The organism is Thomasclavelia saccharogumia DSM 17460 (genome assembly GCF_000686665.1).
Classification (GTDB): Bacteria; Bacillota_I; Bacilli_A; order Erysipelotrichales; family Coprobacillaceae; genus Thomasclavelia; species Thomasclavelia saccharogumia.
In genome coordinates this window covers 1-5457 of the sequence record NZ_JMLH01000105.1, presented here as the reverse complement: position 1 = coordinate 5457, position 5457 = coordinate 1, and the positions used below count along the sequence as shown (strand labels likewise).

Genomic DNA, 5457 nt, shown 5'->3' with positions numbered 1-5457 from the left:
GATACATACCCTGAATACTGGCGATGAACAAATTGATTATTTATCAAATACTTTTTAATATCTCGCCAGGCATTCTTATAACTTTTTGAAGGATAATATTTTTTTAGAAGATTATCATTTAAATCAAAGTTTATTGCTTTTCTACCATGGGTAGTCGGCATTTCTTTCTTCTATTCGATAATATGATTCTAATGCATCTTCTCGATATTCGATCGTATCGCCTTCATAACGAAAATACCACTTATCTACTATTTTTAAAAACCATGGCGTATCTGGTAAATACCATTGCACTTGCATAAAAACACTAAAATCACTTTTAACACCCTGATATACGCCTTTAGATATTTTTTTGATCCCACGTTTTTGAAAAACGCGATCTACTTTTTCATAGCATTCATTAATATCAATGTTATTTTCTTTAGCCTTTTCTTCACTTAATACCATTTCCATCATCATTTTTATCACTTCCTTAAGTATATAATACCCAAATCAGTCTATCGTTGCAATACGATATTTTATCCTTCATTATTATATACTTCAACAAAAGTGCTTTTTACTTCTTTTTTATACTTCTTCATAATATGTATCTGGATGTTCTGGATCAAATCTCTCATTTGCCCACATTATCGTTACCATATCACTTTCTCCGATATTAATAATATTATGGGTATATCCTGTTGGGATATCGATTACTTCCAGTTTATCTCCACTTACCTGATATTCTATGATCTCATCACTATAGATATCTCTAAACTGGATCAGTCCTTTTCCACTTACTACTAAGAACTTTTCATTCTTGCTATGATGCCAGTGCTGTCCTTTTGTTATCCCCGGCTTTGATACATTGACACTTACCTGTCCATACTCTTCTGTCTTTAAAAATTCTGTAAACGATCCCCTTTGATCAATATTCATCTTCAAAGGATAACTGAACTTATCTTTAGGCAGATAGCTTAGATAGGTACTGTACAGTTTCTTCTCTAAACTTCCTTCTTTCATATTAGGTACACTCAATGTCCCTCTTGATTCCTTAAATGATTTGATGATATCTGCCAGTTCACCTAATTTAACATGATGTACAGGATATACTTCATATATTCCTTCACTACATTTAGTTGGATGTCCTTCTAATGCATTTAAGAATTCATTTATTACATCATCGATATAACATAACGGTAATTCAGCATCAGGATCATTGATCTGGATATCAATTCCATTAGCAATGTTATAACACCATGTAGCAGTGACACTGTTGTAGTTAGGTCGACACCACTTGCCAAACAGATTAGCTAATCGATAGATATATACTTTTGAATTCATCTTTTTACCATGACTTAGTAGATATTCTTCACCTTCTTTTTTGCTTTTACCATAATCATTATCTCTACTAGCCTGAATCGAAGAACTGATCAGTATCGGACAGTTATTATCATGTTCTTCCAATAAAGAGCATAATGATTCAGTAAAAGAAGCATTGCCCTGATAGAATTCCTTAACATCTTTAGGTCTGTTGATACCAGCCAGATGAAAGACAAAACCACAATCACTTGTATATTTTCTTAAATCATCGATAGTATTATCAAGATCATAAGTATAGATATCTTCGATATCGATACAACGAGTTCTATCTTTACCATCTTTGATATTTCTTAATGTACTAACAAGATTCTTACCTACGAATCCATTAGCACCTGTTACTAGAATTTTCATTTAATTTTTCCTCTATAGATTTTAATTGTTCTTTAACATACTCTGTTGTTAAAATCTTTTTAATTGTACTCTCTACATCTAATCTTTTTGTATTATGACTAGTATATGATTCATCTGCCATTGTCTGAACTTCACCTTTTACTATAAACTTATCATAATTTAAACTTCTGCTATCAGCAGCCACTCTAAAATAATTCCCCATATCTTCACAACGTAATCTTTCTTCTCTAGTCATTAATGTCTCAAATAATTTTTCACCATGACGTGTACCTATAATTTGAATACCTGTATTACCAAATAATTTTTGTACTGCTTTTGCTAAATCACCAATAGTGGATGCATCAGCTTTTTGAATAAATAAATCACCTGGATTTGCATGATCAAAAGCAAATTTTACTAACTCTACCGCTTCATCTAAATTCATTAAAAATCGTGTCATATTTGGATCAGTGATAGTTATTGGATCACCTGCTTTTATTTGGTCAATAAATAGAGGAATAACTGAACCTCTACTACACATTACATTTCCATACCTAGTACAACAAATTACTGTTCCCCCTCTTTGAGCAGCAGTACGTGCATTTGCAAAAATAACATGTTCCATCATTGCTTTTGAAATACCCATAGCATTTATCGGATAAGCTGCTTTATCGGTACTTAAACAAACGACTTTTTTTACCCCTTCATCTATTGCAGCATGTAACAAATTATCTGTTCCAATTATATTTGTTTGTACTGCTTGCATTGGAAAAAACTCACAACTTGGAACTTGTTTTAAAGCTGCCGCATGAAATATGTAATCTACACCATGTATAGCATCTTTAATAGACTGTATATTTCTTACATCCCCAATATAAAATTTTACCTTTGATGCATATTCAGGATATCTAGCTTGTAATTCGTGCCTCATATCATCCTGCTTTTTTTCATCTCTAGAAAAAATTCTAATTTCTTTTATATTTGTTTTTAAAAAATGTTTTAAAACAGTATTACCAAAAGAACCAGTTCCTCCAGTAATCATAAGTATCTTATTATCATATTTATTCATAAATTTTATCCTAACCTCTCTTTTTAAATAAACTTAAACTACTCATAATTTTTTTATAGCAAAATATATATTCTTGTGATTTACAAATTAATATAATCATCATTATATTGGATGTTATAAATACAAAAAAACTTTTTAATATCAATGTCGTCCAACTAGTTACTATAAAATAACTTGTGATAAATTCTTGCAATAATCCGATTATTAAAATAATAAAAAAATACTTTCTTATATAAAAAAAGTATTCTTTTAATTTTATGTTCCAATATTTTTTATATAAAACCCATGGTTCAAACCAGAACGGTACCAATATACATGAAATTAGTGTTGCAGCAAAAATACCATTTGCTCCAAAATAAAATCCCAATAAAATTGATAAAAATATATTTAAAATTGATTCTATTATAGCTTTATACCTATCATCCCAAAATAAACCAATTGAATTTTTAAACATATTAGTAGGTTCTCTAACCCCTATAATAAAAAAATTTAATATTAAAATAAGCACATATATTTTTGATTCAGTAAAACTATTACCTACCCATAATTTTATTAAATCATTTAATAATATGTATAAGCATATTCCGATAATACCATAAATCCAATATGAAAACATGATAGTAACTTTATATATCTTAAAACTATACTCTTTATCATTTTGAACCATTAAGTTACCTACACTAGCAGTAAGTGCAGAATACAATTGTGAAAGTATTGTATTTAAACCAGAAAAAATTAATTTATAATTAGCATATATAGCTACTGCCTGTATATTTACAATAGCAGATAATAAGATAGTATCGGTATTTGTAACAACTACTGATCCTATCTTATGCAATAATAATGCTTTGATACTTTTAAATATTTTTCTCTTCTCTTGACGCTCCAACGAATTTCCCGCTATCTTCAAATATGGATAAATATAATCTGCACATTTAGATATCAATATATTTTCTATAAAACTTAATATAATCTGAGCAATTAAAAATAAAGCGTAATCATGTGTATAAATAAGAATAAAAATTTGAACAATATTTAAAATAATTATATAAGAATATCTATAAATGGAAGCAATATAACTTTTTTGATCAGCAATTATTAAAGTTCTTTTATATGCACATAAATAAGAGATTACAGTACTAGAAAGATATAAAAAATAATATAAATAAATATGTTGTATATTAACTTTTAATATCAATGGAAAAAAAGGTACAACTATAATACCACATAAAGATACAATTAATGCTATTATTCTGTAAACATTTCTATAGAATAACATAATAGAATTAATTTTTTCTTCATTACCATCAGCTAAAGGTTTGTATAAACTAAATGCAATTGCAGAACCAACCCCCATTTCTGCTAATGATAAAATTGATAAAATGTTTGCGAAAATGCTATTAACCCCTAACAATTCTGTTCCCATAGTAACTATGAAAATTTTTCGAGAAATAAACTGTAAAATTATTCCAAATAATTGACCAATAATAGCTACAACAATATTACGCATAGAATTTTGTGTCCTCATTTTATTCCTCCTTACTTTCTATATTTACATATAGGAAAAAAATAAATCCCCAAAACGGAAACATACTTAATCCAAATGAATAAATGAGCCAAATTAAAGATATAATAAAAATTATTTTTGTATCACAATTTTCCGTTCTTCTAATAAACTTTATAAATAACTGTTTAATAATTGAAATAACATACATAATAGTTCCTACGATTCCAAACGTTAATAAAGAATCAATATACACTTGATGTGAAACTATACTAAATTTTGATATATCAAAACCTCGATCAGTCAAATAATTTCCACCAAATAAAAAATGAAATATATTATTTTGATTCCAAAAATAATTTAAATGCTCTTTCCATACATCACTACGACCTGTAGTAGCGTTTTCTATACTTCCTGAAGAAAACATATTAATTTTATCAATAAATCTTTCAAAAGTTCTATCAATAAGTGGTATATGAAGTGATTGCAAATAAAATAATATACAGACAATAACTGTAAATACTATTAGATATTTTGTTAATAATATATATATCCCCTCATAACTAGATAATACATCTAATAATAATATTAATAAAATAATAATATTGCATAAAAGAGCTGTAGAACTAACAGTTGCAAATATTGCTATTAAACATATTACTATTATAAAAAAACGAAATATAGTAGAAAAAATATCCTTTTTAAAAATCGTTATATATAAACCTATACTTAAAAACATTCCAGCATAATTAGGATCTGTAAAAGCCATTAAAAACCTTATATTTTCATCTGTATTTTGCATAAAATATTGATTAAAAACACCATATAATATAGCAAATAGCATCGTTATAATATACGAATAGCAAAATTCATGCCATACTCTTCTATGTTGATTAGCGAATTATATTAGATAACTTTTTTCAGATTAAATTAGTTATTTTTGAAATGCTTTTTTATAAATTAATTATAATAATCAAATTATTTTAACTGCTTTCTTCAAATTATTTTATTATAAATATTATAAAAACAGTCTGATTGATATTTTCATAATATCTGCTCTCAGACTGTCATTTCTACTATATTTCTATATCAAATACTGATTCAGGCTTCTCTTCACTTCCTGATAATATTTTTAAATATCCTGCTATATCACTAAGTCTTTCTTCTATACTGCTTAGTACCCTGTATAGTTCAA

General features: G+C 27.2%; 5 protein-coding genes. All 5 read right to left on the bottom strand.

Translation table 11 applies throughout. The features are described from left to right. Positions 1-141 precede the first annotated feature (141 nt). Positions 142-456 (bottom strand): hypothetical protein, encoded by a 315-nt coding sequence (locus BR82_RS16060; RefSeq protein WP_051592852.1) that lies wholly within the window; start codon positions 454-456, stop codon positions 142-144. A gap of 108 nt (positions 457-564) precedes the next feature. Further along, positions 565-1710 carry a polysaccharide biosynthesis C-terminal domain-containing protein gene (locus tag BR82_RS0114190; RefSeq protein ID WP_027090705.1) on the bottom strand — a complete coding sequence of 382 codons (1146 nt, stop codon included), beginning with the start codon at positions 1708-1710 and terminating at the stop codon, positions 565-567. Then, on the bottom strand, positions 1685-2758 hold the full coding sequence (locus BR82_RS0114185; protein WP_027090704.1) for a polysaccharide biosynthesis protein: 1074 nt from the start codon (positions 2756-2758) through the stop codon (positions 1685-1687). Before BR82_RS0114185 ends, BR82_RS0114190 begins: the two co-directional genes overlap by 26 nt. Positions 2759-2768: 10 nt before the next feature. After that, positions 2769-4286: a lipopolysaccharide biosynthesis protein gene (locus BR82_RS16055; protein WP_051592851.1), complete on the bottom strand. Its 1518-nt coding sequence runs from the start codon at positions 4284-4286 to the stop codon at positions 2769-2771. 1 nt (position 4287) lies between these two features. Next, positions 4288-5031, bottom strand: coding sequence for a hypothetical protein (locus tag BR82_RS0114175; protein WP_147590264.1), 744 nt, complete (start codon positions 5029-5031; stop codon positions 4288-4290). Between the last annotated feature and the right edge of the window lie 426 nt (positions 5032-5457).

Bases quoted from the DNA above. Each gene is read 5' to 3' on its own strand.
- BR82_RS16060 (WP_051592852.1), bottom strand. From the start codon at position 456: ATGATGATGGAAATGGTATTAAGTGAAGAAAAGGCTAAAGAAAATAAC.
- BR82_RS0114190 (WP_027090705.1), bottom strand. From the start codon at position 1,710: ATGAAAATTCTAGTAACAGGTGCTAATGGATTCGTAGGTAAGAATCTT.
- BR82_RS0114185 (WP_027090704.1), bottom strand. From the start codon at position 2,758: ATGAATAAATATGATAATAAGATACTTATGATTACTGGAGGAACTGGT.
- BR82_RS16055 (WP_051592851.1), bottom strand. From the start codon at position 4,286: ATGAGGACACAAAATTCTATGCGTAATATTGTTGTAGCTATTATTGGT.
- BR82_RS0114175 (WP_147590264.1), bottom strand. From the start codon at position 5,031: ATGGCTTTTACAGATCCTAATTATGCTGGAATGTTTTTAAGTATAGGT.